Raw genomic sequence first — 23,898 nt, 5'->3', positions numbered from 1 at the left:
ATTATTTCGTTTAACATTTCCATTACAGCTTGCTAACCGGCTAAATCGCCATATGAAAAATCGCCTCATAGCGGTAACCGTTTGCTGTTGGCCCGATCGGACTGACAAAAATATCAAGCTCCCCTAAATCCGCATGGTAAAGCGGCAGCGTCTGCTGTGGAAGAAACACATCGCTTGGTCCGTCGAACAGCAGTGTAAACCGTTCGAAGCCCGGGTCTTCTTTGACCTTTTCCACGACGGCAAGCGTTAGCTCTACCTTACGCTCAAGACCGACCACTTCAAATGCCGTGTTGACTGCCTGTTTGTACATGGCAAGCGTTGGCATCATCTCTCCCCCTCGCCTTCCAGAACACCATACCCATACCAATGCATCTCGCTGTATACGTCTCCTTCTTGTACAGTGCGAAAACCAAGCTTGCTATATAACGATTTAGCTCTTGCGTTTCCGTTATCGACGTTCAACGTCAACGGAACGCCAAAATTCGCGGCTTCCCGCTGCAGCCCCAGCAGCAGTCCGCTTCCGATTCCTTTGCCCCTATACGCCGGCAGCAAAGCGATATCAACCAGCCTGACTTCAGAGCTGCCACGAAACACGCGGTACGCGCCGATCTGTTCGTCATCCAGTTCGATCACTTGGCATTCGCTCCCGGGATAAGCCGCCTGATAGGACATTTCCCTTGCCCGGTATTGAAATGCAGCAAAGGTTCGCAGCGCTTCGCCGCTTAAGCCCCAGCCTTCCAACTCCGACCTTCTTGTCTCCATATAAAGCATCTCCAGAAATATTGAATCTCCCGGAGCAGCGGCTCTGCTATTCAAGATGAACCCCCTAATTACGGCGTAACGGCTTCAAATTTCGCCTTTCCGCAACATTCTTCGTCAATATGTCCATCATATCTCGAACTCTCGCGAAATAAAACAGTTTTTATGTCAAAAACAGGTTCAATAGAACCCCTATCTATGCTATCTTATTGCTAGACTATCAAAACCTATCTTGTTTCGGACGCTCAGGAGGTATTATGAACTATAACAAAGATGTTTCCCGCCGTTCTTTCCTTGCTATGCTCGGCACTAGCACGGCCGCGCTGGCAGCCGCATCCTCGGGGCTTGGACCGCTTATGGAAACCGCCGAAGCATCGGCATCCAAGCTGCTTGGCTCACCAGCTGCTCTCCCTTTTCCCGCGCTTTCGGCGCAAACAGCTGATCGGCTGTCCATTCCGTCCGGCTATTCCGTCAACATCCTGTCGAAGGATGCTGCGGGCGGATACGCCGGCTTCTGGAGCTCCGGCTCTTCCAATGAAGGCCGACTGTGGGTCAGCCGCAGCGTAAACGCCGACCCATCCAAACGGGGAGCATCGGTCTATGACGTGAAGCGCGCTGACGCATCCTCCGCCTGGAGTGTGACAGCAGAGCGCCGCGTCACCGCGCTGGACCGCGTCCGCCTGACGGGGCCGGCAAGCGGCTCCAAGACGCTGCACAACGTGACGGTGGCGCAAGGCTTGTGGAGCAACGGAACCGGCGGCAGAACGCCTTGGGGAACCGTGTTTGCCGGCGAGCAGGCAGCAGACACTGGCGCGGCCAAAGCCGGCCTTGTTCCGGTTGCAACCGGCTGGATGGCCGAAGCCGATCCGGCTGACGGCAGCTTCGCGATCCGCAAGCATACAGCGCTTGGCCGCTTCAATCATGGCCATGCCGCAGCTGTAATCGCGCGGGACAAGCATGCTGTCGTTTATATGGGCAGCGACAAAGCACTGTTCAAATTCGTGAGCGATGATACATACGATTCTCAGCTTGGCAGCAGCAATTCCAAGTTACTTGAAGCGGGCAAGCTGTACGCAGCAGACCTTGGACGCGGCAGTTGGATCGAGCTTACCGTGGACGCGGTACACACGAAGCTGTCCGATCCTTCCTTCCGCGTGCCGGACAACGTCGGCAGGCTGAAGGAGGACTTGCTGGACGATATCCAGAACCAAGCGGATGTGCTCGTTTACGCCCAGGAAGCAGCGCTTATCCTTGGCGCAACGGCTCTTGAACAAGCAACCGGCGTTGCGGTCCACCCAGCTGATCAATCGCTGTTCGTCGCGCAGGTTGGCAGTGCCGCAACCGGTCACGGCTTTGGGAGCGTGCTGCGTTTGGTCGAAGAAGACGGCAATGCAAGCGCCGCGCGTTTCGAAACGGATCTCGCCGTCTCCGGCAGTCGCCAAGCCGGATTCAGCTCGCCGAGCGCAATAGCGTTCGATTCGTCGGGCCGCTTGTGGATTGCCACGGCGATACCGCAAGCGCACTTGAACGAAGGAGCGTACGCTCCTTTTGGCAATAATGGCCTGCTTGTCCTTACACCAAAGGGCGACACGCTTGGCAAAGCGGAAGCATTTGCTTACGCGCCAGTTAAAGGCATGTTCTCCGCTCCGTCCTTTGGCCCTGAAGGGACTTTGTTTACAGCAACGGAGGGCGCGGACATCCTGGCGATTCGCCGAAGCTAACTAATTACGCGCCATTCAAAAAAGGCTTGTTCCGCCGACGACCGGTGGAACAAGCCTTTTAATTATCGTACTATATGAATGCCCCGCATGTTTCCTCCGGCAAACGGGAATTCTTGTCCATTTCCCCTAAAGTGCATCCTTTACCCTCTTATTTGCTCGATCTATCGTTTCGGTTCCTCATGTGTCACGATAAGGTTCCCGAACGGGTCATGGAACTTCAGAAACCGTCGACCATCATCGTCTGTCACGATCAAGCCCTTCAGCTTTCCGCCGCCCGATACTTCTACTTTCCCAACCAGAGCGTCCATATCATCAACCTCGACACCCAACACTGGATACTCCTCGCCGCCGACGGTAAAGTTCGCAGTCGTTCCCGTTTCTGTCTTCCACATGAACAGGTTGACATCGTTTCCGAATTTCACCGAAGCAAAGTCACCGAAATTCCCTTCCAGTCGACAGCCAAATACGCCGCAGTACCATTCGACCGCCTGATCCAAATCGTTTACTGGAAGCTGTACATGGCTGATATAAGGTTTCTTCATCTCAACGAATCTCTCCATTATCGCCTGCTAATCATATTGAGCATGCCATTAGAACATTCCCATCGGGGTCTTTAAACCAGATAACCTCATCGTCCCTATGCTCGATAACGATGTTTAATTTATGTAGGAATTGATAGGTTTCCTCTATATTCGGCGCATCCAGACTAAAGAGAGGTTGGGTTGTTGGTTCTACTTTATCTACACGGCGTAAAAATAGATTTGAACACTGACTCTCTCCCAAACCAAAAATATGAATATCGGTTCGATCTGTTTCAGGAATCGGTAAACCAAGTACTTTGCAGTACCAGACGATTGATTTCTTCACATCAGTGACATAGACAAAAACAGCAGGAACAATCGGTTTTATCGGTGTTTCAATTTCTCGTTTTATCATCTTTGAAACCTCCTATGTGACCTACTCTAGTTTTGACTATTTCTCCTGGCATGCCCAGAAACGATTTCCGTACGGGTCCAAGAACATCATGACTCGATCAGGACCACCAATATCTTGAATATCTCCCACCGTTACACCGCTGCGAATCAAATTGGATTGCAGCTGCTCGATGTTATCCGTTGTAAATTGTATAGAATAATGTGGATTCAGCTTAACGTTACCTGTGTACCATATACTGTTCTCGTCGTCCTCTTCTTCCCCGAAAAGTAAGATTTCTTGTCCATTTGCTAGCTTTAGGCTGGCAATGCCCATCTTCCAAATGAGCTCGAATCCTAGAACGGTCACATACCAATCAATTGCTTTCTCGTATTCTTCCATATTCCCCGATTTAGTAACCGGAATGCCGAAGACAATATTTTTCACAACGTTACTCATTAGTGTCCTCCCAGCTGCCGCGGTGGCAAGTGCTCTTTGATAGCTCTGAACTAACGTCTCCTGTTATTTCAACGAGCTACTAGCTCTTGATAGGTTTGTTTAACAATCCCGTACGCAACCAAATCATAATATTGTTCCCACTTGTAAACATGTTGTACAAGAGTCCCTTCGTAAGTCATCCCGATTTTCTGCATAACCCTTGAGGAAGCTAAGTTTGTCGAAAATGCGTGCGCACATATACGATTCAAATCAAGGTCATCGAATCCGAATTTCATCATTCCAATTCCAGCTTCCGTCATGTAACCCTGACCCCAGTACGGTTTTCCTATCCAATATGCCAATTCCGCTCGTTTATGCTTAGGCGTGATTCCTAAGGCAATCGTACCTAACAATTTATCATCGAGTTTACGAACAATTGCAAAGTGATAATTATTACCTTCCTTGAAGCTTTCATGTGTACGTTTGATAAATTCCTCGGCAGCTCCTTCAGGATATGGATGCGGAATGTTTAAAGTAGATTTCGCAATATCATAGTCCCCCGCCAATTCCCTTATTTGTTCTGCGTCATCAAGCTCCAGTGTTCTTAACATTAAATGATCAGTAAAAAGTTTCAAAGAAACTCACCATCTATCTGCTTCACGGGAATATATATTTTGAAACTACCTGAATCCTGTGTAAAATCGAAATTCCCATCATATTTTTCGAAATGGACGATCTCCTCATCCTCTTCTCCACCATGAGAAGCGTTACAAATACGCTCAAATGTCTCAGGTTGGCTGGACATTGTTCCATGGTGAGAATAAACGTCATATCGAATATCGGGCACTGTTATTTTGACAAAATCGGGAGGTATATCTGAGTATTCATCGATCTCCGTACAAACGATAAACCCCTCCCAAGGTACAATGTGATAGATAAAATACATTGCATCTTTATGGAAACCCGATAGCCCGGAAATCCGTTGGTGGAAATCTTTAAACTTTTGATTTAGCCAGTTGGGCTTACCGTCCCACCCAGGGAAATCTGTTCCGTAGCGAATACCCGCTAACTGATAAGAGCCTCTTCTCTCCGATTGAAATTCCATCTTCTGCCCCTCCATTGCAACATCATCTTTACTGTACGATATTCACTCCAAACCACGCATCGTTCCCAATACGATCGTATAGCCGTCGAGATCTTGCAAGTACACGTTCTTGACTTCCCAGCGTCCATGCGCAACAAATAAGAATGGCTCTACCGCGATCTTGCCGCACTTATTGCGCACTTCTTCGATATAGATCTCGAAGTCCTCCCAACTGATGTGAACAAATGAGTCCCAGCCGTAATCAGGCCCATCCCACTCCGCAGGATAATCATTGCGGTTTATTGAAGCTGCATTGGGCCTTACATCATCACGACTCTTCGCCTGTTGCAGAAGAACACGCATTCCGCCACGCTTGGCATGCCCCCAATCATCAACGTCACAACCAAGGGCATCCCGATAATAAGCCAGTGATGCTTTCAAATCAGAGACGAGACGAACCTGAAAGGTTTCGTCCAGAAATGGTACAGGTTTTGCTTGATGTGCTGCATTCTTCTCACTCATTGTCATGCTCCTTAACTCGATTGGTCTATAATCAAAATTACATTTCCCTCAGAATCAATGACGTGAAACCCAAGAGATTTCGCACCGAATTGCACGACCTCTTCATCAACTTTAGCGCCTCTTCGCTTTAGTTCAGAGTGAGCTTTATGAATATCAGGAGCTTGGAGGCTAAACACAGCCCCATCAACGATTGGCTTATGTTTTTCTCCCCATTCTATTAACAAAAGTCTACAGCCATTGTCCATCACTAAATCAGTTAACCCTAATACGTTTAAGTACCAGTTCTTTGCGCGCTTTTCATCTTCACACGAAATATAAAGGTCAACAATGTGATTCTTTACTAGTGTCAAGAAATCAACTCCTTAATCAAAATATAACTTCCCGTAAGTTGAGTATCAGACTCCTTGCCATGCTGCATACTTGTTCCCATCAGGGTCATAGAAGTAAAATGCTCGTCCGCATCCGCCGGCTCTTTTCATTTGGTCATAAAGTTCATCCAGTTCTGTTACTTCAAAACAAATAGACTCCATCTCATGTTCCTCATTATGTTCGTCCCAATCATGCGTGATGAAGTTCGCCGGCAGCGTTCTTCACTGGTATGTACACGCTTTCAATCCGCCCGCTGATTTAATAGCAAATCTATAGTTGAATCACACTAATCATATTTCCATTAATATCCGTAAGGTCAAATCGTCTAGGTTCTCCATTCCTTATCTCGGACACTTCTACTCCAAGTTGTTCGAGTCTTTCCCTGACTTCATCTGCATTGTTCACAACAAAATTGAAAGGGGTGTACTTATTAATAGGTTCAAAGTCTGGAATTTGTACGATATGAAATCCGCAATTCGGTGCAATCGCTAATCCAGCCATCCTTTCATTGCTCCAGCGTAGACCAAACCCAAACACTTGTTGATACCATTCCAATGATTCCTGAAGATTCCTTACCGGAAGGAATACCGCGTCAATCCGATCAATAAATCGTTCAACAACTTGTTCACTCATTGGGAAACCACCTTTATTGTGATATGTTTCCCTTTTATTGTACAGAACATTTGTTCTGTTGTAAATATTTTCTACAACACAACTATTCTTCCCATCCAGATTGTCCTCGTTATTTGCCTTTGCGTGTCATCTCGGCAAGCAGATCCCACTGCTGCGCGGTAACCTCGAGCAAGTCGTTGAATTGGCCGGCGCCTTGAAGCCACTCTCCTCCGTCGATCGTAACGACTTCTCCGTTCATATACGCGGCGTAATCGGAGATCAGATAGGCGGCTAGATAAGCAAGTTCCTCTTTATCACCTACCCGCCGAAGCGGTATACGGTCAATCATCTTCTCCTCTAGCTCGGGAGTAGGGGAAAGCCTGGACCAAGCGCCTTCCGTTGGGAACGGCCCAGGTGCGATGGCGACCTGGCGGATGCCATGGCGCGCCCATTCCACCGCAAGAGAGCGGGTCAACGCCAATACGCCCGCCTTGGCCGCTGCGGACGGCACAACGAACGCCGAGCCTGTGGACGCGTAAGTTGTCACGATATTCAGCATGGTGCCTCCGCGCCCTTGCTCGATCCACCTTTTGCCGATTTCCAGCGTTGTATAGAACGTACCATGCAGCACGATGTTCAGAACCACGTCGACAGCGCGGGGAGAGAGGCGCTCGGTCGGGCTGATGAAGTTACCGGCCGCATTGTTGACGAGTATATCAATATGTCCAAAATGCTGCTCCACCGCGTCTACAAGCTCCTGAATTTGGGCAGGGTCCCGGACGTCACAGCGTTGGTAGAACACGTTGCGTTCATCCCCGCTCATCTCTTGGGCCGCCTTCTTTAGCACGTCCTCTCGACGGCTGGCGATCGCAAGATGCGCCCCTAGCTCTAGGAACGTTTCCCCCATCGCACGCCCGAGTCCGGTCGCTCCTCCAGTAATGAGAACGACTTTGCCCTTCAACAAATCCTTCGCAAACGGTCCCATTCGACTATTCTCCTTTGCCGAAACGTAATGAACGAACTTCAAAATACTGGCGACTGCCTCCCATCAATATTAGGAGCTGAAGTTGGAAAGATGATGCCAAGTACGCCCACACCTGCGTAGGAGTCGTATTCGGTAATCGAATCCGTCTGCTGCCTTAAGACCGAAAGTTCATGTATCGAGAACAACAGATAGTTTCTACTTCTATAATTAACGGGCTCTAATGGTGTACTTCTCTGAAAATGGATGACTTCTTTCTTATACACCCACTTTTCGAAATCAGAACGATCCGGATTCGTCCATAGCAATGCAAGTAAGATCACACCAACCAGAAGAATTAGCCGTCTCATGCTCAGCCCTCCTTATACAGCAAGCAAGTACACTTTAACCTATGTAAGGTTCCAAGAAAGATGACTTGTTTTCCTTCGTTTCAAGAAGATACGGCCAAGGGGGTATAGAACAAAAAAAACAGCGCCCGAAGGCACTGTCTATCTCTCAAACTAACCTCTGTTTACTTCATCGCCGCCGGCAGTTTCACCGCTTGCAGCATTCCTTTGCTCTGCACAATAATCATGTCGTTCGTTTTCAATGTCGGTCCGAAGTAACGGGAACTGGCCTTCACCGAGAAAATTGGCTTTGTCGTAGCATAATCATAAGCATGGAATACGCCATCCGACTGACCGACATACAGGCCATTATCATAAATGTCCGTCTGTACCACCGGATTATCGACCTGCCAGCCAATCACCTGACCATTCGCAAGCTTCATCGCAGTGAGCGCTCCGGTATTGTAGTTGCGATACAGCATCCGATCTCCATGTACAGCATACAGCGGATAGACATCTTTCAAATACTGTCCCCATGTCTTCACCGGCGCAGCATTCGGCTTATATTGACTGAAGTCATACTGCGCAAGCTTCTCTCCTTGGAAAATATACAGCTTATCGCCATCCAGTATCGGCGCACCATTAATTCCCACTTGAACCGATTGCGTAGGATCAAATTTGCTCGTCCAGCTGTACGTACGCGTTCCTTTCACCTCACCGGTGCGAGCATTAATGGCGTGCATCACCAGCGATTCACGAATCTGACCATCATCCGTCGTCTCGTAGTTACCCATGTTATAGCTGTCCTGCACCGAATAGAGTAGTCCCCCACGAATCGCGATAGGATCCTGCGACTTGAACCGTGTCCACAGCTGCTTGCCAGTCTTCGCATCATAAGCATTTATCTGTGATGACGATAGCGCTCCTTGTACAATATAAGTTCGAATGATGACGCCATCGACCAGTTGTAAGCCGCCAAAACCAGCCGAGTATTCCAATCCTTTCTCCTCTGTCTGCCAACGAAGAGCACCGGTTGCAGCATTGAATGCATAAAGCTTCATATTAGCTGTTACATATATCGTATCACCGTTTGGTTCAATCGATTGTATGCCTTCCACCTTTACAGCGGTCCTCCATTTCAGATTCCCGGCACCACTTATTGCGCATACACGACCATCATTGAGCGCACCGTAAACAGTTCCTTGATTATAGGTAAGCATCGGCCGCCAGCTATTGCCATTCACCCACAGGCTCTTACCCGTAGCGGCATCCAGCGCGATCAGTTGGCCTTTGCTATCAATAGCGATAACTCGTCCATCTTCAGCAAGCGCTGCCTTTGACTCCATTCCACTATAGGAGGAGTTCCAGTTGCTCACAGCGAATGACCACTGCGGCTTCAGGTAAGGTGCATTTACTTCGTATGTACCCCAGTTTACCGATACAGCAGGCTGATCTGCCAATACTTGATTCGTATTCGTTTCGGGGAGCGCCCCGAACAGCAGAAGGGCTGTCGCACCTGCACCGATCAAAATCTTGGACCATCGCGGCATCACCATATTCGTCTTCTGCTTCATTCGTAGGACCACTCCTTATGTAAAATTCATTCGCGTAATCGAAATCGTGTCATTCTATACCTACAGACGTTCCTCCTAATCAAATGGTTGCATGACGAAAAAAGCAGATTACGGAATTTCTCCGCAATCTGCTTCATACACCGACCTACCCAACCTGCTGCTCCGATTTCTCGTTCAGCACGTCGTTGAACGATTGCTGCATGAGCAGCTGGGAATGAACAAGATTCGCGTACAAACCGCTCGTCTTCATCAATTCATCATGCGTGCCGAGCTCCGTAATACTGCCGTCTCGCACGACCACGATCAGATCCGCATCGCGAATCGTCGATAATCGGTGGGCAATAATGAAGGCCGTTCTGCCTTCCAGCACCCGTGCCAGAGCCGTCTGGATATGCAGCTCCGTCTCCGTATCGACGCTCGACGTTGCCTCGTCGAGAATCAGGATTCGCGGATCGCTGAGCAGCACACGTCCAAATGCGAGAAGCTGACGCTGACCGACAGACAGCTTGCTGCCGCGCTCCTCTACCTGTGTCTGATAGCCGTCGGCGAACTTGCTCACGAATTGATCGATACGTACGCTCTTCGCTGCTTCCATGAGCTGCTCATCCGTCGCATCTTCGTTACCGTAACGAAGGTTCTCTTCAATCGTTCCGGAGAAAATGAACGAGTCCTGCAGCACGATGCCCATCTGGCTGCGCAGTGATTCGAGCGTGACGTCCTTCACATCATGTCCATCAATTGTCACCTGACCAGCGGTCACATCATAGAAGCGCATGAGCAGGTTGACGATCGTACTCTTGCCTGCGCCCGTTGGACCAACAATGGCGATGCGCTGACCGGGCTTCACCTTCAGGTTAATGTCGTGAAGCACTTCCGGCTTATCCGGACCGTATTGGAACGCTACATCCTTGAATTCAACCTCGCCGCGAATCAGAGGAAGCTCCTTCGCTCTCGCAGCATTTTTCACCTCAGGCTCGGTATCAAGAATTTCGAACAAGCGCTCTGCCGAAGCCATTGCCGACAGCAGCTGGCTGTATACCTTAGACAATGCGCTAAGCGGTCCCCAGAACCGCCATAAGTAGTTGATGAACGCCATGACGAAACCGATCGTTAATGCACCATCGATAACCCGCTTCGCACCGAACCAAACGACGATACACGTACCGATCATGCCGATCAATTCAACGAGCGGCCATACCGTCGACTCCATCCGAATCGCACGCATGAATGCCGATTTATTGTTACTGTTAATCTCGTTAAACTTCTTGTCGTTCGCATTTTGACGCGAGAACGCCTGCACGACACGCATGCCTTGAATCGTCTCGTTGACGTTACCATTGATGGCCGACATCGTCCGTCTAGACTTCGACCAAGAGCCTTCAATCTTCGGACGCAGCTTGCCGACGATCAGATAGAGCAGCGGGAATGTAATGAACGACAGCAGCGCCAGCTGCCAATCCATCCAGAACAGAATCGCAACGATACCGACCAGATGCGTCACTTCCATGACCGTCGTGATCAGACCGCCGTTCACGAGCTCGCCGATTGCGTTCGTGTCGTTCGTAATCCGCGACATGATTTTGCCGGCAGGACGTCCGTCGAAGAATCGGAAGGACAACGTCTGCAAGTGATTGAACAGCTGCTGACGAAGATCGAACAATACCCGTTGTCCGGTGAAGTTGATCAGCTTCGTGTGCAAGTAGCCGAACAGCCATCCAATGAGGCGGAAGGCAAGGAGCGACACGCCGAGCCAGGTAATGAGTTCAAAGTCCTTCTTCACAATACCATCATCGATCATATATCCGAGCATGAGCGGCTCGGCTAGGCTAAGCCCCATGTTCAGTAGAACGATTAGGATGACGATGCCGAGTGTTCGCCGATACGGCAGTACATAGCGGAAGAGCCTTCGCACGTATGCGAGCTGAAACGGCTTTTCCTCCAGTTCGTCTTCCGAATCCCATTCGACTTGACTCACTGGTACTCCCCCCTTAATAGTTAGTGTTATTAATTATTAGTGTAATGAAATTACGATAATTGCTGATACTACGCGCATCCATCGGTTATTAACGACATTAATGACTAGAAGCCGCCGCCATTTCCTGCCGCTCCAGCAGCCTGCGGAAGAAGCCGTCTTGTTCATTCAGCTCGCGATGTGTGCCTTGCTGTACGACCTTGCCGCTGTCCAATACGATAATGCGGTCCGCACGTCGGATCGAGGACAGCCGTTGTGCGATGATGAACGTCGTACGCCCCTTCATGACTTCCAGCAGTCCTTCGTGGATCGCTGATTCCGTAGCTGTATCGACGCTTGCTGTCGCTTCGTCGAGTACAAGAATTGGCGGATCCATCAGAATCGCACGAGCAAGCGCTACACGCTGCCGCTGACCACCCGATAAGCCGACGCCGCGCTCACCAATCAGCGTATCGTAGCCGTACGGCATATTGACGATGAACGCATGAATTTGCGCTTTCTTCGCCGCATTCTCGATCTGCTCCTGCGTCGCTTCTGGGCGTCCGAAGGCGATGTTATCGCGAATCGATGCGGAGAATAGGAACGTCTCCTGCGGCACGATGCCGATACTGCGGCGCAGTCCATCGAGTTCATAATCTCTTACGTCTATGCCGTCGATCAGTACCGAACCTTCCGATACATCATAGAAGCGGGATAGCAGGGCGATCAGACTGCTCTTGCCGGAACCAGTCGCACCGAGTACGGCGATAACCTCACCTTGCTTGATGTCGAGCTGAATGTCATGGATCACGGCACGGTTCTCTTGTTCCATCCGATCTTGTTCGGAAGCGGCTGCCGCTTCTTTCTTGCTCAGATCTTTAGTCTGTTCTTCATTGGACTTCTTATCGAAGGCGAACGTGACATTCTGGAACTTCACAGAACCCCGAATCGTTGCTGCATCGATTCCGCCGTCCGCCGGCGACTCGATGTCGACCTTCGTGTCGAGTACTTCGAATACCCGAGGAGCTGCTTTCAACGCTTGCTGAAAGATGTTGATCTGCCAGCCCAACATGTTAAGCGGCCAAATAATTCCCCACGTGTACCATTGGAACGCCATGAACGTGCCGAGCGACATTTTATCGTTCGCTACATAGACAGCACCGACCCAGATCATGATGAGGAACGTCAGGCCACCCAAGAAACCCATCAGTGGGAAAGCGTTTGCTTCCAGCTTCGCGCGATGCATGTTCGTCTCGAAATTCTGCTCGTTTCGTCCAGCGAACTTGCTCTTCTCCTTACTTTCGCTTGCGAAAGCTTTAACGACGCGAATGCCTGAGATGTTCTCCTGAAGCGTCGTCGTCAGACGACCCATCTGCTCGCGGATTTTGCCCCATGCCGGACCTACCTTGCGGCTGAACATCCACATAACGATCAGCAGCAATGGAATCGGACTTAAGGCAAGAAGCGTAACCTGCCATTGCATGGAGCACATGAAGATGAGCGTACCAACGAATGTTGCCATGCCTGCTACGAGCATCATCCCGCCGAAGCCAACGAAGTTCTTGACCGCTTCAATATCGCCCGTCATCCGGGACATCAACTGACCGGTCTGCGCCTTATCGTAATACTTGAAAGGCAGACGCTGAAGATGTTCGTACATTTGCTTGCGAAGCGTGAATACGACGTTCTGTCCAATCAGTTCTTGCGTGTAGCCTTGTGCGAAGCTGCCTAAGCTCTTGCCCAACTGCAAGCCAAATAATGCTAGCGCAAGCATGAGAACCATGCCCATGTCGCTCTTGCTGATACCGTCGTCGAATACTTTGCGAAGTACCCAAGGTGCCAGCAAATCGATCAGCGTCGCTAGGAGCATGAGCGTTAATGTTGCGACTACAAGCATTCCACTCGGTCTAACGTATTTCAGTAATCGAAGTAACGTTGCCAACCTTCTCTCTCCTCTCGTAACTCTCCCCTAATCGGCAACAACAAAGAAGACCCAAGCCGCATAGGCTCGGGTCTTCCCGCAGACGACAAGATATACGAAGTCAGACGACTCCGTTATACCCGTGTTTACGCAAAGTCAGGGCCGAATACAGCAAAGCTGTTCATCCAGTTGTTGGCAGTAACAAACGGACGGCTTGCAAAAAACACCTGTTGATTAACAACAGCTTTCATTTGTTGAACTTGACTAACAACAGCGTTCAGAACTTGTTTAACGTTTGGCATATTCGGCCCCTCCTTTCGTAAATGTCGTTTTTATTTAAGTGAGTTCATGGAAATATTAGCATCCCAACTTCAGGCGCGCAACCATTTTATTTCCTTTTTAGAAAATAAAAAGCTTTACAAATCTCTTTGCTCGAACATATCTTCGGGTTCGATGCCTTCCTCTACAGCGAATTCGAAGTCATCGATATCGTAGATTTGGACTGGAATCTCGGCCTCAATAAGCCTTTCCTGGAACTCGATCTGATCCGATAAAATCGGGGTTTCCAGCTTCATTCCCGACAGCAGCACTTCCGTCTCGATTGGATCGAACAGCTCACCATACTGCGCATTGTCGAGCGCGTGAACGACTGTGAACTGAATGTTCTCGTTCAGCAGCAGCGGTGAGCTCTGGCGCCACGGCACCTGCAGAGCCTTCTCAATTTTCTTCTTATTCAATGGATCTTCGAAGAAAGCGATAAGTTCGCCAATCTTCTCCTTCACATGCTTGTCGTCAGATGGATCTTCCATGACGGGATCTGCTCCGTCCTTCATATCGTATAGCTCCGCAATCGTCGAATAAGGAACGATATACTCCACCGGACGACTTGGCACTAACAAGTGCCCGTAAGTTGCCACCATTACCGCCTCAATAACAAAACGCCGTCGCATCTAGCTTCCTCCCAGTCGTGCAAGTCAACCCTATTATACATGATTCGAAAGCTCGTACACAGCACCAAACGCTGATTTATGACAAGTCTAGCCGACTGGTTTGCGCGAGGATGCTTCTAGCAGTTACAATATTAATGATAGGAACCATCCGACAGGAGGCTGATCAAATATGCTCGGATCGTTCGAACAGAGCACCGACAGCACAGAGCAGGTCATTATTATTGGCGCAGGACCGTGCGGAATAGCCGCAGCGATTGCGCTCCAGAAGCTGGGTCTTAATCCACTCATTATCGAGAGCCGTAATATCGTACATTCCATTTCGCAATATCCGACTTATATGCGTTTCTTCAGCACGCCGGAGCGACTTGAAATCGGCGATATTCCTTTTACGACCAATGGTGAGAAGCCAACACGCCAAGAGGCGCTTGCTTACTACCGTACCGTCACGCTTCGCAAGAACATTCGCGTGAATGCATTCGAGACGGTGACAGAAGTGAAGAAAGAAGAGCAGTCATTCCTCGTACGTTCCGTTAATCGTTTCGGCGAAGAGAAGCTGTATCACACAGAACGAGTTGTCGTGTCAACAGGGTACTTCGATCACCCGAACACGCTGGGCATTCCCGGAGAAGATCTGGACAAAGTCAGCCACTTCTTCCGCGAGGCGCATCCTTATACGCGCATGAAGGTTGCGATCATCGGCGGCAGCAACTCCGCCATCGATGCAGCGCTTGAACTGGAGCGTGTTGGTGCCGAAGTCACTGTCGTCTATCGTGGTGAGGGATATGCACGCGGCATTAAGCCGTGGGTGCTGCCTATTTTTGAAGCGCTGGTTGCCAAAGGCACCATTCAGATGCGTTTCCAATCACGCGTTGTAGAGATCGACAAATCGACGGTTACAATCGAAGGACCGGAGCAGCGCGAGCAGCTCCCGAATGACTTCGTTCTTGCCCTTACCGGCTTCCACCCCGATCGCGACTTCTTGTCTAGCATTGGCGTGACGATTGAAGAGGACGGCAGCCCGACGTTCAACGATGATACGATGGAGACGAATGTTCCGGGTGTGTACCTGGCGGGTGTAGTCGCTTCTCGCAAACAAGCGAACGAAGTGTTCATCGAGTCCGGTCGGTTCCACGGCGATCGAATCGCGGCGCACATCACAGAGACGCGAAGCAAACATGCTTAATCTAACCGTGTGACAATGAAGAAGCCTCTAATCCTCACCTTACTGGTGATGGTATTGGAGGCTTTTTATGAATTTACTCGGAGTAATCGCTCCTATTGTGCAGCAACAGGCGATAGCAATATAAAGTCCCCCACATTTCGGATTGGATGGCATTGAGCGGCAGTTTCACATGAACCGAGGAGGGAAATCGAAATCCGGCTAGATGTGCGTGTTCATACAGCTGCTCCAAGTTTACTGTTGGATAATCGAACGTTAGCACTAGCCTGCCGCCCGGATTTAGGGACCGTTGAAATTGTTTGAGCGCCGATATTTGATCACGCTCGCTTAGATGCTCTAGAACGGAGATGCAGAATATCGTATCGAAGTAGTTATCGGCATAGGGCAGCGATGTAATGCTAGCTTGCGATAAATTCAGCTTCGACCAATCGATTTGCTGAATAAGCTGGTTTCCTGCACGCTCTCCGAAATCTCGTATAATGTCAGCGTGAATCTCTTCTCGTGATAAAATGCGCTGATCCCAGTCGCAGGCGTGTACTTCACGAAGATTGCGTGATCCGAGATAAAATTTAAAAGGATGTGAGATACCGCAGGCAGCATCAAGTACAACTTCCTTCTCCCCCGCGAATTGTGAGCACCAAGCGTATTCATAGGGCCGACTCCACCATGTTCGTGGCAGTGGAACTACGAAAGTCTCTTCTCGTTTATCAGAAGCAACGAAGAATCGAGCCTCCATTTCACTGTCAAATACTCTCGAGGTCATAGAGATAACTTAACCTGCTGCTCATTCATACCGTTAAAGGATAAATAAATCTTAATCACCAAGACTTCCCCTCCCACGATGTCCTCGCAATGAAAATAAAGAATATTACTAATTTATGGACTGTTATCGCCTTTATGACTTCACATCATGCGTTCGTGACAATGAAAAAAGCTCTACCGATTCTAGATCGACAGAGCTTTCTAATACCTTTAACGTTGTAAATTGTAACCGTCAGAGCGCCAACTGCAGCTGCTGCAGCTCCCGCCACCCAATACGAATAAGCTTCTGCTCCTCAATCGTCTGCAGCACCAGCGGATCATGCAGCAGCTGCAGCTCCCAGCCGCGCTTCACCGACTGCGTATGGAACGCGTCCAATTCATTACTGGGCTCCATCGGATGCAGGACGATTTCGGATACGCCCGGCTTAAGATTAATAAGCATATAAATAAACTGGTCCCGATACGACTCGTACGTCTCCTCCGGCTGCACCGCAAACGGGAGGCCGAGCAAATAATCAAGCACGACTACGCCGTAGCTTTCAGCCTCTTCCGCACGCTGCTTCGCAATGCTCGCAAGCTCAGGCGGAGCAAGCTGTCCAGTCTCCGTTAACAGATGACGCGGTAATCGAAATGGCAGTCCATATGCCGCACACACCTCGAATACAGGAGTCAGAAAGTCTCTACCCGTCGCAAGCCCATACAGGCTGCCCATATGATTATCGGCATGAGTGGGCTTCATCCCAAGCTTCAATGACATCTCGACTTGTGCAATCAACTCTGCCTTCACTTGAGCCGGATCCGCCTGCCGTTCGAAAGATTTGGCGTCTTTCGGAAAATACCCTTCATCGGTCACCAGTGAATCGGTTGACGCTGTTCGGCAGACGGGTCCCCACTTGTAAGCATCCCATTCGCTTGTCATCGTCCAATGTACGCCGATATCAAGTTCCGGATGTCTTGCACTCCACAATGCCGCTTCGCGCGCCCATCCGCAGGGCAGCATGATCGTTGCGGATGATACCGCCCCATCCTCCAGCAGCTTCATAATCGTTTCATTCGCCGAATGACAAAGGCCAAAATCATCTGCGTTCAAGATCACGAGACGATCCTGATCGCTATATCCTAGTGAACGTGCCGTGCTCATTGCTGCTCACCCTCCGTTCGTTGTGCCGTTCATTCCCAGTATATGGCGGAGGGTTGTACAATCATTCACCTAGTCTGCTGCGTAATAGAGTTGCAAGTTCATCGTGACGCTCGTTGATCCATTGGCATACCGCATCGGCATGCCGAATTTGGCCTTTCCATACATCAGGAGCATCTAAACCGTCGGCACAGCGAATCGCAAAATGCAGAAACACATCAAGCATTCGCAGCTTCATAAGAGAGGGTATCGCTTCTGCTTCATCGCTAGTCAATCTCAGCGCTTCTCCGAATCCCGTTGCGAACGTGTCGATTGCCTTCAAGCGCTGTTCATTCGTTCTGTCTGCATTAATGAAGTCAACCATGACGACCGACGGCTCCATTGCGCGCAGGTCAACGGTACAAAATTCAAAATCAAGCACGCCAACAACCTCGTCACCAACTGCAACGGCATTCGAGAAGTTCAAATCGCCGTGAATCCATTGATGCGGCAGCTTCTTTAATATCGTTAAGGAGGGTGCCAAGTTAGCCCTTACCGCAAGTATACGGCGTATGGCTGACATAACATTGTCGTCAAAAGAGCAGCGTGATGCGGTGTCGATAACTTTCTCATCTGTCCACCCTTCATACGATTGCATCAGCTCATAATACGGCTGATACTGCGGTTCGCTATTCGTCTGAAGCTGCGCCATTGCACGGCTGAGCAAACCCGCTGCATATCCAAGCGAATGTACGTGCTTCTCATTCGATGAGGATGGACGATTCCCATCAATATAGCGGAATAAAGAAGCGAGTTTACCGGTAGAAGCCGCTGTAACCGTCGAACCCGAGGAGCTGCGTATAGGCTCTGGCACCTGTAATACGAAATCCGACTCGGCTAGGAACTGCAGAACTTCGTGCTCCAATTGTACAATCGCGTTGTCCTGATGATTATCATACAAACGAATAGCGTATCGAGCGTTGTCCGTCACAATAAGCCTCGTCGTATTATTCATGCCAGACTCTCGATCAATCGCCCGCCAATCGCCTCGGATTGAATATTGACCTAATATATCGGTTAACAACTGCTCAACCGAGGTTGCTTCTGCCTCGGGAGCGGCTTTCTCTTGTGCTGTCATTATCGATTAGTCCCCTTACTGCCATTAAATACGATTCAATCGTTCCGTCAACGTCTCTCGCCAGCTGTCGGAGAGTGCTGGCACAGCCAACAGTCGGCGAATACCCACTGCATCGGTTTTATCATGATGCATGACACGATTCGCCTCAGCAATCGTGATCCCTGCTTGATCGCGCTCTACGATAATAGCCTCGTCGCCGCTCGCGGCTTCGCCGTCCTCTAATACACGCATATAGAAGCCGGTGTAGCCGGTCTCCGTCACCCATGCCGCCAATTCAGGCGTTTCATGCCGCGCACCCAGTTTATAGCACGGTTGTCTAGGTTGTGTAACCTGCAGCAATGCGCTGCCTACACGAACTTGGTCGCCAATGCACCATTCCGATTCGGACCAACCGGATAGCGTGAAATTTTCGCCGAATGCACCTGCTGTAACTGCAAATCCTAGCCGCTGCTCCCAGTACGGGAAATGATCTGCGCTGTACGCGCATACAGCCTTGTCACTGCCGCCATGATTTTTAAGATCAGCCTGACCATCACCAGGGAGTCCGCTCGCTGTTAATGGGATATTACCAGTTACAGGTTCCTTACGGATGCCGGACTGCACCTCTTTATTACCGTGCTTTAGCACATCCGGCATCCCGACGTTGATCGAAGCGACGATTGTATTTCCGCGATTCATTTCCCGATATCCCCCTGACGATTTCCCATAATCAATGCGCCCATTATAACGGCAAACGCCAAACGTTGGCAAATGCTATGGGTCCAGCTGTAAGTTCGACACAGATTGTCGCAATCCGAATTCAGTCTGCTGTCGAAACATTAACGAAGTTGTATATTTATGCGCTTCCCTGGGAAATAAAAATGCTATTTCTTCGCTTCATTTCCCATCGAGAAATAAGGGTCCGAATTTTCTTTCAATTCGCTGAAGCTCTGCTCGAGAACGCTTAGAAGCTGTCTGCAGCCTTTGCTTAAACGCATTGCCTCGGACGAGTGATGCGAGCCATGCGAACAGTATTAAGCCCCCCGCTGCCGCACCGGCATACGGAGAGAGCAGCAGCATACATCCTGCTGCGCTTACAATCATCCCTCCCCATGCCAGCCAGCTGACACCTGTACCGATAAAACCAAGTTTCCATGGTGCCGTCGCAAGCTTGGTGCGTACTTTTTCTTTATTTCCCAGCAGCCTTAGACCAATTGGAATCGCACAAGCGAGCTGAATCGCGATAATCGAGAAACCGATCAGTGCGATAAGGGGCGAGCTGCCTCCACCCATCCAGCCGATATAGACCAACCCACATCCACCTGCTACTACAGCTGAATAGGTAATCGCAGCGGATGGTTTGCCGGTTCGAGCGGATATACGACCTGTGCGAAAACGCTCGGGCAGGACTCCGTCTCTCGATGCTGCGAATAAGGTGCGGGAAATAACGTTCATATTTTGAACACCAGATAGAAGAACCCCGAAGATCAACAGGAGCATGACAATGGTATCCCAGCGAAGCCAAGGCTGCATGATTGCAGCAACCCAACTGCCATATGGGAGATAGGTATAGTTCGTGACGAACGGCAGACTGATTGTTACGGTACAGAGTAGAACGAAGCCGAGGACAAACATATACACCGGTGATAGAAAAATCGCCCAGGCCGATCGCACTCGCGGATCTGCCGTTTCTTCCGCCCCTGCCGCCCCACCCTCACTGCCGATAAACATGCGCTGTAATAGCAGCAAACCGATCAACCATCCTGAAACAGAAGTTGCGCTTGAATCAACGAGTCCTGCATTCCCCAGCATGATGCCGGAATCAAATAATGACGCTGCTGGAGCCGCACCAGGCCAGATCAGCCATACGATGCCAGCAATAGCGAACACCGCAATTCCGACTGTCAGAATTGTACCAAGGCCAAGCGTGCGTCTCATCTGACGTGCACGAATGAGATTTAAGCGCCATTGCAGCACGTAGAACAAAGCCATCCATGCAAGCGTAGTCCCGCTTCCAGACCTATATCCAAGGCTAGTTGCCGCGAATGTGTCCAACATTTTACCACCAAAGTAATTCGTCAGCGCTAACATAGCGATATGACCTGCCCAATGAAGCAAGCCTGTAACCCAGCTCCAGCGAACGCCTCCAAGTGCAAGTGCCCAGTGGTAAGGTCCTCCTGCTGTAGGAAAAGCCGAACTAAGCTCCGCCAACGCAGCGCCGGTGGCAATGCCAAACAAACCAAGGATGAGCCAACCCCATCCGATAACGGTCCATCCACCATGTTCTATCGCCAACCCATATACAGCAATCATCCCAGCTATTAGACCGAGCTGCTGGAACGATAAGCCAAATGCTGCCCCACTGCCGTAGTTGCGGAGCAGCAATTGAGGAAAGCCCATACGGTTAAGGTCATCTTTGTCGTGCACCAACTGTGCATACGTTGATCCGCCATAAGATTGATGTCGTGATGCACGAATGCTTTCACCTGCCGTATAGGCCAGCCCGATAGCCAGCAAGCAGATTATTGCGAAGACAGCGAGCGCAGCGAGTCCGATGATCAACGCGTATCACCTCCGTTACTCTTGATCGATGGTTCATTGTATGACCACTCGAATTCGATCAGCACCGGACGGCTTCATGCTTTCAACACGATCGCAGCAAAAAAAGACCGCACTGTGCTTGTCAGCAGCAGTACGGTCTATCGATTAAGGTGAAACGATGCGCTGCTCCTTCTCTAGCTCCGTCGCGATGAATTGTGCAATCGCATGAATATCGAATGGCTTCGTGAAGAACGCAAGCGCGCCTAGTCGATCAGCCTCTCGTCGTTTGGAATCATCAAGACTTCCCGTCATAAATACACACGGAATCGCAGCGTTCGAGCTTCCCTTCATAGCGCGTAAACGTCTGAGCAGTTCAATGCCATCCATGCCGGGCATCTGGACATCGGAAAGAAGCATTTCGAATTTGTACTGACTAAGCAGCTGTAATGCCTCATGACAGTCGCCTGCACTCACAACACCGACACCTGCTTGGGTGAGCACTTCGTTCATCAGTTGACGCATGAGCGGATGATCATCCACAAGCAGGACGGAAGGTTTGTCCGGCTGGACAAGAACAGCCGAGGCCGCACCGGCTGTATAGATGTCTGCTGCTGGATACGCAGAATCGGACAAATCAGCTGCAGCTTCATTCTGCACGCCAGCACCAGTTGAAGCTGATGCGCTAGCCTGACTGGCGTTATTTCCATCTGAAACGCTTTCGATCTGGATATTGCGGCGCTGCTTTACTCGTATGACACGGCGGACAAGAAGCCCGGCGATAATCGATATTCCAGCAATAGCGAGGACAGTCTTCAACATGCTCTTTCTCCTAAGACGAGGTCACGCTAGAAGCACTCGTCGAAAATCCGAATCGTCGTAATTAATTACTGGCAGACATAAGTCCGAGAGGACCATTCTCATCCATAATATCTTGCAGATCGTAAACAGAAATCGGAAAGTACACAAACCCGTATGCATAAGCAGCCAGCTCATACAGCTGAAAATAGACGACAAGTGAGCGATCCGCGATGTAATAATCTTGATCCGGTCGAATTGATTTGAATGGCTCAAGTGTCTGAATGTCACGTTCTGCGATTTGCTGCGCAACAAGGTCGGACAGCCTTTTCACATAATCGGCTCCTGGCTTGAATAGCTGAGCCAATGTATAGGAATGACCTGACTGCGTATTGAATGTCAGCGACTTCTGAAGGGTCATCCCATGCGCGCCGCCTGTGTAAGCGTAGTTGAATAACGAGATGCTGAATACGTTCTTCTCATTCGTCTTCGTCTCGAACCAGCCAAGCATCTCGGACCGCGGATCTTCGAGCGAGCCTTGCTCCGAGATGAGCATTTGAACACCTTTACGGATATCCGTATTAATCGCCTGCTCGGCGGCCGGATTAGGAGCGCCAGAGACGACGGGAATATGCAATTCGGTCTTCGGATGCGTCACCTTGTGCGAATGAATCACAAGCGGTTGCTGGACAGCCATGTAGGAGCCACCTTTCTATACGTTCAGATGGTCCATTATATGCGCCCGCCACTTGCTGCCATTCTTACAAATCAACTACAACTGACGTTTCTCATGCTCCGTTAATCGTCTTCCCTTCACGTCGAACAGCAGCTTGCCGACGCTTAGCCCTAATGTCCGGTCGGCGAATCGTTCCGCATAATCGCCTTGGTGAAGAGAAGCGATAACGATGAGTCCCTGTTCTTTGCACAGCTTCTTCAAATCACTAAGCACCTGATCAGCGGAATGTGGATCGAGACCCGTAACCGGCTCATCGGCCAAAATCACTTTCGCACCATGGACGAGCGCCCTTGCGATCGCGATACGCTGCTTCTCTCCGCCGCTTAGCTTCTCTGCTTTCAGCTTCGCTTTATCCAGTAGTCCGAGCTTCTCGATCGTATCCATCGCTCCCATATAATCATCGCTGCGGACCATGCCAGTCCAGCGGCGCCAGAATGGCGTCTGGTTCACTGAACCGATAATAACGTTACGAAGCGCTGTCTTGGTCTTATACAGGATGGGGGATTCCTCTAAGTATGCAGCTTCACGTCTTACTTTGACTTTGCCTGACAACGCGCTCCCCAATACATCCTTCCCATCGAATTCATATGTACCCTTCGTCCATGCCTCACGGAGTGCGAGACAACGAAGCAGTGTTGTCTTGCCGCTGCCGCTGCCGCCCTTCAACGCGACGAATTCGCCTGGCTCAATCTCGAAGCTAATATCGTCCAGTACTTTAGGGCCTCCTGGGATCTGCCTCGTTAGGTGCGATACACGAATCATTGCCTAGTCTCCTTTAAGCGTAATCCTCTCTATTATTCTATCTTACGAGAAACAAAAAATAGTTTCCATCCGAACAGATGTTTGGTATAATGAAAACAAGAACAAGTGTTCTATATCCTAAGCGAACAATCCATTTCATGGAATTAAAGGAGGCCGATCATCATGAAGCGCTGCGAGAACTATCGATATGTAGAGAAGAACCGTCCATTCCGAGATTTGACGTTCAAATTTTATAGCGACGGCAAGTTAACCATCATCGACAACGAGTCAGGCGCTTCGATCGCGCCGAAGGAACTACGCGGAGACAGCTTCGATTTCTATGTTCGAAGACGAATTGATTTTATTAAGAACGACCTGACTGCCAAACGGTTGAAATATGCTTAATCTAATGAACGATCCGAGGCATGCATCGTGAACAGCGATTGCATGCCTCGTTCGTATGGGAAGAATGCTATTACCCTAACGTCCGTGTCACCGCACTGCCAATGCACGTACAATGAAGTATCTTGTTAGATGGATTCTTTGTTAATGCCATTAAGACTTGGCGGCACTTCGCCCTGCTTCTTCGCCTTCGGTGTACGCTCTTCTTCCTTGAAGCTTGCTTCATTACGCTGATTGTTTATCTTCTCGCTCTTGTTATAAGGCATTTCGCTCACCTCCAACGCATAGCATTCGCGCTTCGCTTATCCATTATTCTGTTTGACTTACGGATGCTCCGTACGGTAGATTGATGTCAGGGGGATACGCAAGCCTATGCACTGTTCAGA

The 23,898-nt window shown here is 49.8% G+C and carries 29 protein-coding genes; 3 read left to right on the top strand and 26 right to left on the bottom strand.

Annotation, left to right across the window (positions count from 1 at the left end):
* Positions 1-40: 40 nt before the first annotated feature.
* On the bottom strand, positions 41-328 hold the full coding sequence (locus DFQ01_RS16370; protein WP_146216889.1) for a DUF6916 family protein: 288 nt from the start codon (positions 326-328) through the stop codon (positions 41-43).
* The gene (locus DFQ01_RS16365) at positions 325-762 is read right to left on the bottom strand and encodes a GNAT family N-acetyltransferase (protein WP_174812661.1); all 438 of its coding nucleotides are present in this window, start codon (positions 760-762) and stop codon (positions 325-327) included. The genes DFQ01_RS16370 and DFQ01_RS16365 overlap by 4 nt, the downstream gene beginning before the upstream one ends.
* Positions 763-1,016: 254 nt before the next feature.
* Here DFQ01_RS16365 and DFQ01_RS16360 point away from each other — a divergent pair, with 254 nt between their 5' ends.
* The gene (locus DFQ01_RS16360; protein ID WP_110044968.1) at positions 1,017-2,480 is read left to right on the top strand and encodes a PhoX family protein; all 1,464 of its coding nucleotides are present in this window, start codon (positions 1,017-1,019) and stop codon (positions 2,478-2,480) included.
* Between the two features lie 161 nt (positions 2,481-2,641).
* Here DFQ01_RS16360 and DFQ01_RS16355 read toward each other — a convergent pair whose 3' ends face one another.
* The 15 genes from DFQ01_RS16355 to DFQ01_RS16290 all read right to left on the bottom strand — a co-directional run bounded on the left by DFQ01_RS16355 (position 2,642) and on the right by DFQ01_RS16290 (position 14,121).
* Positions 2,642-3,022 carry a VOC family protein gene (locus DFQ01_RS16355; protein ID WP_174812660.1) on the bottom strand — a complete coding sequence of 127 codons (381 nt, stop codon included), beginning with the start codon at positions 3,020-3,022 and terminating at the stop codon, positions 2,642-2,644.
* Positions 3,023-3,053: 31 nt separating this feature from the next.
* The gene (locus DFQ01_RS16350; RefSeq protein ID WP_110044966.1) at positions 3,054-3,416 is read right to left on the bottom strand and encodes a VOC family protein; all 363 of its coding nucleotides are present in this window, start codon (positions 3,414-3,416) and stop codon (positions 3,054-3,056) included.
* Positions 3,417-3,452: 36 nt separating this feature from the next.
* Entirely contained in the window at positions 3,453-3,851 is a 399-nt protein-coding gene (locus tag DFQ01_RS16345) for a VOC family protein (protein WP_110044965.1), read from the bottom strand.
* A 68-nt stretch (positions 3,852-3,919) separates the two neighbouring features.
* Positions 3,920-4,465 (bottom strand): GNAT family N-acetyltransferase, encoded by a 546-nt coding sequence (locus DFQ01_RS16340; protein WP_245946736.1) that lies wholly within the window; start codon positions 4,463-4,465, stop codon positions 3,920-3,922.
* Positions 4,462-4,935 (bottom strand): GyrI-like domain-containing protein, encoded by a 474-nt coding sequence (locus DFQ01_RS16335; protein ID WP_174812659.1) that lies wholly within the window; start codon positions 4,933-4,935, stop codon positions 4,462-4,464. Before DFQ01_RS16335 ends, DFQ01_RS16340 begins: the two co-directional genes overlap by 4 nt.
* A gap of 42 nt (positions 4,936-4,977) precedes the next feature.
* Positions 4,978-5,436 (bottom strand): VOC family protein, encoded by a 459-nt coding sequence (locus tag DFQ01_RS16330; RefSeq protein ID WP_110044963.1) that lies wholly within the window; start codon positions 5,434-5,436, stop codon positions 4,978-4,980.
* 11 nt (positions 5,437-5,447) lie between these two features.
* Entirely contained in the window at positions 5,448-5,786 is a 339-nt protein-coding gene (locus DFQ01_RS16325; protein ID WP_110044962.1) for a VOC family protein, read from the bottom strand.
* 289 nt (positions 5,787-6,075) lie between these two features.
* Positions 6,076-6,438 (bottom strand): VOC family protein, encoded by a 363-nt coding sequence (locus DFQ01_RS16320; protein WP_110044961.1) that lies wholly within the window; start codon positions 6,436-6,438, stop codon positions 6,076-6,078.
* Between the two features lie 109 nt (positions 6,439-6,547).
* Positions 6,548-7,402: an SDR family oxidoreductase gene (locus DFQ01_RS16315; RefSeq protein WP_110044960.1), complete on the bottom strand. Its 855-nt coding sequence runs from the start codon at positions 7,400-7,402 to the stop codon at positions 6,548-6,550.
* Between the two features lie 38 nt (positions 7,403-7,440).
* Positions 7,441-7,749 (bottom strand): hypothetical protein, encoded by a 309-nt coding sequence (locus DFQ01_RS16310; protein WP_110044959.1) that lies wholly within the window; start codon positions 7,747-7,749, stop codon positions 7,441-7,443.
* Between the two features lie 161 nt (positions 7,750-7,910).
* The gene (locus DFQ01_RS16305) at positions 7,911-9,299 is read right to left on the bottom strand and encodes an outer membrane protein assembly factor BamB family protein (RefSeq protein WP_110044958.1); all 1,389 of its coding nucleotides are present in this window, start codon (positions 9,297-9,299) and stop codon (positions 7,911-7,913) included.
* Between the two features lie 145 nt (positions 9,300-9,444).
* On the bottom strand, positions 9,445-11,274 hold the full coding sequence (locus DFQ01_RS16300; RefSeq protein ID WP_110044957.1) for an ABC transporter ATP-binding protein: 1,830 nt from the start codon (positions 11,272-11,274) through the stop codon (positions 9,445-9,447).
* A gap of 97 nt (positions 11,275-11,371) precedes the next feature.
* Positions 11,372-13,192, bottom strand: coding sequence for an ABC transporter ATP-binding protein (locus DFQ01_RS16295; protein ID WP_110044956.1), 1,821 nt, complete (start codon positions 13,190-13,192; stop codon positions 11,372-11,374).
* Between the two features lie 125 nt (positions 13,193-13,317).
* Positions 13,318-13,473, bottom strand: coding sequence for a hypothetical protein (locus DFQ01_RS31155; RefSeq protein WP_174812658.1), 156 nt, complete (start codon positions 13,471-13,473; stop codon positions 13,318-13,320).
* Positions 13,474-13,587: 114 nt separating this feature from the next.
* Positions 13,588-14,121, bottom strand: coding sequence for an ADP-heptose synthase (locus tag DFQ01_RS16290; RefSeq protein ID WP_110044955.1), 534 nt, complete (start codon positions 14,119-14,121; stop codon positions 13,588-13,590).
* A gap of 169 nt (positions 14,122-14,290) precedes the next feature.
* Between DFQ01_RS16290 and DFQ01_RS16285 the strand changes: the two genes are divergently transcribed.
* Positions 14,291-15,304 carry a YpdA family putative bacillithiol disulfide reductase gene (locus DFQ01_RS16285; RefSeq protein WP_110044954.1) on the top strand — a complete coding sequence of 338 codons (1,014 nt, stop codon included), beginning with the start codon at positions 14,291-14,293 and terminating at the stop codon, positions 15,302-15,304.
* A 73-nt stretch (positions 15,305-15,377) separates the two neighbouring features.
* Here DFQ01_RS16285 and DFQ01_RS16280 read toward each other — a convergent pair whose 3' ends face one another.
* The 8 genes from DFQ01_RS16280 to DFQ01_RS16245 form a co-directional block, all read right to left on the bottom strand.
* A complete protein-coding gene (locus tag DFQ01_RS16280; protein ID WP_110044953.1) occupies positions 15,378-16,064 on the bottom strand; it encodes a class I SAM-dependent methyltransferase in 687 nt (228 codons plus the stop codon).
* A gap of 231 nt (positions 16,065-16,295) precedes the next feature.
* Positions 16,296-17,204: a polysaccharide deacetylase family protein gene (locus DFQ01_RS16275; protein WP_110044952.1), complete on the bottom strand. Its 909-nt coding sequence runs from the start codon at positions 17,202-17,204 to the stop codon at positions 16,296-16,298.
* 61 nt (positions 17,205-17,265) lie between these two features.
* A complete protein-coding gene (locus tag DFQ01_RS16270) occupies positions 17,266-18,318 on the bottom strand; it encodes a phosphotransferase (RefSeq protein ID WP_110044951.1) in 1,053 nt (350 codons plus the stop codon).
* Between the two features lie 24 nt (positions 18,319-18,342).
* The gene (locus DFQ01_RS16265) at positions 18,343-18,996 is read right to left on the bottom strand and encodes an MOSC domain-containing protein (RefSeq protein WP_110044950.1); all 654 of its coding nucleotides are present in this window, start codon (positions 18,994-18,996) and stop codon (positions 18,343-18,345) included.
* 198 nt (positions 18,997-19,194) lie between these two features.
* Positions 19,195-20,859: an amino acid permease gene (locus DFQ01_RS16260; protein WP_110044949.1), complete on the bottom strand. Its 1,665-nt coding sequence runs from the start codon at positions 20,857-20,859 to the stop codon at positions 19,195-19,197.
* Positions 20,860-21,003: 144 nt separating this feature from the next.
* On the bottom strand, positions 21,004-21,657 hold the full coding sequence (locus DFQ01_RS16255; protein WP_110044948.1) for a response regulator: 654 nt from the start codon (positions 21,655-21,657) through the stop codon (positions 21,004-21,006).
* 61 nt (positions 21,658-21,718) lie between these two features.
* Entirely contained in the window at positions 21,719-22,330 is a 612-nt protein-coding gene (locus tag DFQ01_RS16250; RefSeq protein ID WP_110044947.1) for a DUF3298 and DUF4163 domain-containing protein, read from the bottom strand.
* Positions 22,331-22,405: 75 nt separating this feature from the next.
* Positions 22,406-23,131, bottom strand: coding sequence for a phosphonate ABC transporter ATP-binding protein (locus DFQ01_RS16245; RefSeq protein ID WP_110044946.1), 726 nt, complete (start codon positions 23,129-23,131; stop codon positions 22,406-22,408).
* 162 nt (positions 23,132-23,293) lie between these two features.
* On the opposite strand from DFQ01_RS16245, the gene DFQ01_RS16240 reads away from it, so the two are divergent.
* Positions 23,294-23,515: a hypothetical protein gene (locus DFQ01_RS16240; protein ID WP_110044945.1), complete on the top strand. Its 222-nt coding sequence runs from the start codon at positions 23,294-23,296 to the stop codon at positions 23,513-23,515.
* Between the two features lie 125 nt (positions 23,516-23,640).
* Here DFQ01_RS16240 and DFQ01_RS31150 read toward each other — a convergent pair whose 3' ends face one another.
* Entirely contained in the window at positions 23,641-23,778 is a 138-nt protein-coding gene (locus tag DFQ01_RS31150) for a hypothetical protein (protein WP_174812657.1), read from the bottom strand.
* Positions 23,779-23,898: the final 120 nt, after the last annotated feature.

Origin of the sequence: Paenibacillus cellulosilyticus (genome assembly GCF_003182255.1) — a bacterium.
GTDB lineage: Bacteria > Bacillota > Bacilli > Paenibacillales > Paenibacillaceae > Paenibacillus_T > Paenibacillus_T cellulosilyticus.
Note: the sequence above shows the minus strand (reverse complement) of the source record. Positions and strands in the feature narration are given on the sequence as shown.

Bases quoted from the DNA above. Each gene is read 5' to 3' on its own strand.
- DFQ01_RS16370 (WP_146216889.1), bottom strand. From the start codon at position 328: ATGATGCCAACGCTTGCCATGTACAAACAGGCAGTCAACACGGCATTT.
- DFQ01_RS16365 (WP_174812661.1), bottom strand. From the start codon at position 762: ATGGAGACAAGAAGGTCGGAGTTGGAAGGCTGGGGCTTAAGCGGCGAA.
- DFQ01_RS16360 (WP_110044968.1), top strand. From the start codon at position 1,017: ATGAACTATAACAAAGATGTTTCCCGCCGTTCTTTCCTTGCTATGCTC.
- DFQ01_RS16355 (WP_174812660.1), bottom strand. From the start codon at position 3,022: ATGAAGAAACCTTATATCAGCCATGTACAGCTTCCAGTAAACGATTTG.
- DFQ01_RS16350 (WP_110044966.1), bottom strand. From the start codon at position 3,416: ATGATAAAACGAGAAATTGAAACACCGATAAAACCGATTGTTCCTGCT.
- DFQ01_RS16345 (WP_110044965.1), bottom strand. From the start codon at position 3,851: ATGAGTAACGTTGTGAAAAATATTGTCTTCGGCATTCCGGTTACTAAA.
- DFQ01_RS16335 (WP_174812659.1), bottom strand. From the start codon at position 4,935: ATGGAATTTCAATCGGAGAGAAGAGGCTCTTATCAGTTAGCGGGTATT.
- DFQ01_RS16330 (WP_110044963.1), bottom strand. From the start codon at position 5,436: ATGAGTGAGAAGAATGCAGCACATCAAGCAAAACCTGTACCATTTCTG.
- DFQ01_RS16320 (WP_110044961.1), bottom strand. From the start codon at position 6,438: ATGAGTGAACAAGTTGTTGAACGATTTATTGATCGGATTGACGCGGTA.
- DFQ01_RS16315 (WP_110044960.1), bottom strand. From the start codon at position 7,402: ATGGGACCGTTTGCGAAGGATTTGTTGAAGGGCAAAGTCGTTCTCATT.
- DFQ01_RS16310 (WP_110044959.1), bottom strand. From the start codon at position 7,749: ATGAGACGGCTAATTCTTCTGGTTGGTGTGATCTTACTTGCATTGCTA.
- DFQ01_RS16305 (WP_110044958.1), bottom strand. From the start codon at position 9,299: ATGAAGCAGAAGACGAATATGGTGATGCCGCGATGGTCCAAGATTTTG.
- DFQ01_RS31155 (WP_174812658.1), bottom strand. From the start codon at position 13,473: ATGCCAAACGTTAAACAAGTTCTGAACGCTGTTGTTAGTCAAGTTCAA.
- DFQ01_RS16290 (WP_110044955.1), bottom strand. From the start codon at position 14,121: ATGCGACGGCGTTTTGTTATTGAGGCGGTAATGGTGGCAACTTACGGG.
- DFQ01_RS16285 (WP_110044954.1), top strand. From the start codon at position 14,291: ATGCTCGGATCGTTCGAACAGAGCACCGACAGCACAGAGCAGGTCATT.
- DFQ01_RS16280 (WP_110044953.1), bottom strand. From the start codon at position 16,064: ATGACCTCGAGAGTATTTGACAGTGAAATGGAGGCTCGATTCTTCGTT.
- DFQ01_RS16275 (WP_110044952.1), bottom strand. From the start codon at position 17,204: ATGAGCACGGCACGTTCACTAGGATATAGCGATCAGGATCGTCTCGTG.
- DFQ01_RS16270 (WP_110044951.1), bottom strand. From the start codon at position 18,318: ATGACAGCACAAGAGAAAGCCGCTCCCGAGGCAGAAGCAACCTCGGTT.
- DFQ01_RS16265 (WP_110044950.1), bottom strand. From the start codon at position 18,996: ATGAATCGCGGAAATACAATCGTCGCTTCGATCAACGTCGGGATGCCG.
- DFQ01_RS16255 (WP_110044948.1), bottom strand. From the start codon at position 21,657: ATGTTGAAGACTGTCCTCGCTATTGCTGGAATATCGATTATCGCCGGG.
- DFQ01_RS16250 (WP_110044947.1), bottom strand. From the start codon at position 22,330: ATGGCTGTCCAGCAACCGCTTGTGATTCATTCGCACAAGGTGACGCAT.
- DFQ01_RS16245 (WP_110044946.1), bottom strand. From the start codon at position 23,131: ATGATTCGTGTATCGCACCTAACGAGGCAGATCCCAGGAGGCCCTAAA.
- DFQ01_RS16240 (WP_110044945.1), top strand. From the start codon at position 23,294: ATGAAGCGCTGCGAGAACTATCGATATGTAGAGAAGAACCGTCCATTC.
- DFQ01_RS31150 (WP_174812657.1), bottom strand. From the start codon at position 23,778: ATGCCTTATAACAAGAGCGAGAAGATAAACAATCAGCGTAATGAAGCA.